Origin of the sequence: Ancylobacter sp. 3268, from assembly GCF_031456575.1 — a bacterium.
Lineage (GTDB): Bacteria > Pseudomonadota > Alphaproteobacteria > Rhizobiales > Xanthobacteraceae > Ancylobacter.
This window is the reverse complement of sequence record NZ_JAVDUX010000048.1, coordinates 1-2,504: the sequence shown is the minus strand read 5'-3', so window position 1 is coordinate 2,504 and position 2,504 is coordinate 1. Positions and strand designations below refer to the sequence as shown.

2 protein-coding genes are annotated in these 2,504 nt (G+C 66.8%); one reads left to right on the top strand and one right to left on the bottom strand.

All coding sequences use genetic code 11. The annotated features are described in order from the left end of the window. Nucleotides 1-1,037: IS91 family transposase (locus J2X65_RS26860; protein ID WP_310208555.1), on the top strand; the 1,037-nt coding region annotated here is incomplete at its 5' end. A 591-nt stretch (nucleotides 1,038-1,628) separates the two neighbouring features. Here the strand turns inward: J2X65_RS26860 and J2X65_RS26855 are convergent. Continuing rightward, the coding region (locus tag J2X65_RS26855; protein WP_310208552.1) for an SDR family NAD(P)-dependent oxidoreductase at nucleotides 1,629-2,504 on the bottom strand (876 nt) is incomplete at its 5' end.

Genomic DNA, 2,504 nt, shown 5'->3' with positions numbered 1-2,504 from the left:
CCTACAACTCCTGCCGCAACCGGCACTGCCCCAGGTGCCAGGGAGCAACCGCCCGGGACTGGCTCGCCGCCCGGCAGGCCGAGCTGCTGCCGGTGCCCTATTATCATCTCGTCTTCACCCTGCCGGCCGCGATCGGTGCCATCGCCTACCAGAACAAGGCTGCGGTCTACGACCTGCTGTTCAAGGCCTCGGCCGAGACGATGGCCACCATCGCAGCCGATCCGCGGCATCTCGGCGCCCGCATCGGCATCACCGCCGTGCTCCACAGCTGGGGATCGGCGCTGACCCACCATCCCCATGTCCATGCCGTGGTGCCCGGCGGGGGATTGTCTGTCGATGGGTCGCGCTGGGTCGCCGGCCGGGCCCGGTTCTTCCTTCCGGTGCGGGTGCTGTCCCGCCTGTTCCGGCGGCTGTTTCTCGACGGGCTCCGGGCGCTGCATGCCGCCGGCCAACTCACCTTCTTCGGCGATCTCGCCCCACTGGCAGACACCCCTGCCTTCCAGGCGATGCTCGCGCCCCTGCGTCGGGCCGAGTGGGTCGTCTATGCCAAGCGACCCTTCGCGGGACCCGCGGCGGTGCTCGCCTATCTGTCGCGCTACACCCACCGCGTGGCGATCTCCAACAGCCGGCTCCTCGCCTTGGACGACCGCGGCGTCACCTTCCGCTGGAAGGATTATCGCGCCCGGGCCAAGGCCACGGGCAACAACTGGATCAAGGCCATGACGCTGCCGGTGGACGAGTTCATCCGCCGCTTCCTGCTCCATGTCCTGCCCGATGGCTTCCATCGCATCCGGCACTACGGCCTGTTTGCGAGCGCCGTGCGCGCCGCCAACATCGACAGGATCCGGGCGCTCCTCGTAGACCGGCAGCTGCGCGCCTCGCCGGAGGGAGTCACGCCTACCGAGGAGAAACGACCGGAAGCCACGCTGCGCTGCCGGTGCTGCGCCGGCATCATGACCATCATCGAGACCTTCGCCCGGGGCGCGGCGCCGAAGACCTGGCCCGCCGCCTCCACCATCAGGATCGATACCTCATGAGCAGCGCCGCCTCTCTCGAACTCCAGCTTCATCCGGCAGGCTGCGTCGCAGGCGCAAAGGATAGCTACGTCCTCGCGCCGTCGATCCCACGCTCGGCCTGGTCATGGCGGCCGGCCGCGCCCTCCTCAAAGGGCGCCGGCAGCCCCACGGCACTGTTCAGGACTGTCAGGTGCTCTAGCAACCGTCACCAGCAAGACCACACAGCCCCCAGCCCAGACCCAAAATCCCCATAGCACCGCGACGACCTCGACCCTCGCCCACGTCGGACCGCGGTTTCCTCCCCTGGAGGCTTTCCGACGCCGGCCCGCGCGATCAGCCCCACCATCGTGATCGGGCCGGCGTCCGAAACCCTTCACAGTTCCGGCCTCGATTATTCTTCGACGAAATGTCCGCTTCTCGTTTGAAGTCCCAAATAGCGGACGGTCTGCTACCGGCCCCCGATTGCGCCGTTGCTCTTGTGATGGGATCTCCCCGGCGATGACCGGATCGGGTGGAGCGGACCGCCGGCTCCGCTCGATACAAGCATGGAAGCCGTCATTCGTAGTTATGATGTCGAAAGAGGTCGATGTCTTCATGGCGATGACACGGGACTTAAACAATGTCCAAGCCTGTCCACGCAACGGATAGTTGCCACAGGTGCTCAGCGGAGTCCGGGTCGCAAGCCCAGGGGTTGACGCCTTTCCTTCCCATGCTTGGGTTGTTGACGATGGCGATGTCGCAGTCCTCGCAGTAGACGCCGCCGAGGCCGTCGAGACGCGGGCTCGTGGCACACCAGACGCTCGTTGCTGCCCCTTGCTCGACCGTCTTCATGCCGCGCGCGGGATCGATGATCGGGCGCCCTTCCTCGTCCAGAGCGTCGAAGGAAGCGATCTCTTCGGCGCTGAGATGCCGGGCGAGATCCGTCAGGATCTGGCCTGGATGAAGCGAGAAGGCTCTGATGCCGTGACTCCGTCCCCGGCGGTCCAGCGCCATCGCAAAGAGGGCATTGGCCGTTTTAGATTGCCCATACGCAACCCACTTGTCGTAGGGACGAACCCGGAAGTCGATGTCCTCGAAGTCGACCCCGGCGATCTGGTGACCGCGCGAGGAGACGCTGACGACGCGTGCGCCTCCGGCCGCGACAAGCGAGGGCCAGAGGCCGAGCGTAAGACGGAAGTGGCCGAGATGGTTCGTCGCGAACTGCGCCTCGTGGCCCTCGGCGTCCCGCATCTCAGGTGTTGCCATGATGCCCGCGCTGTTGACGAGGATCGATACGGGCCGACCGACGGACACGACATGAGCAGCGAACGTGGCCACGGACTGCGGATCCGCCAGGTCCATGGGTTCAACGGTCGCGCCGGAAAGCCCGCGTAAGGCGGCTCTTGCCCGCTCAGGGCTTCGCGCCGGCACGATGACCTCGGCCCCGGCATGGAGGAGAGCGCGCGTCGTCTCGAGCCCGAGGCCCGAGGCCCCTCCGGTCACGATGGC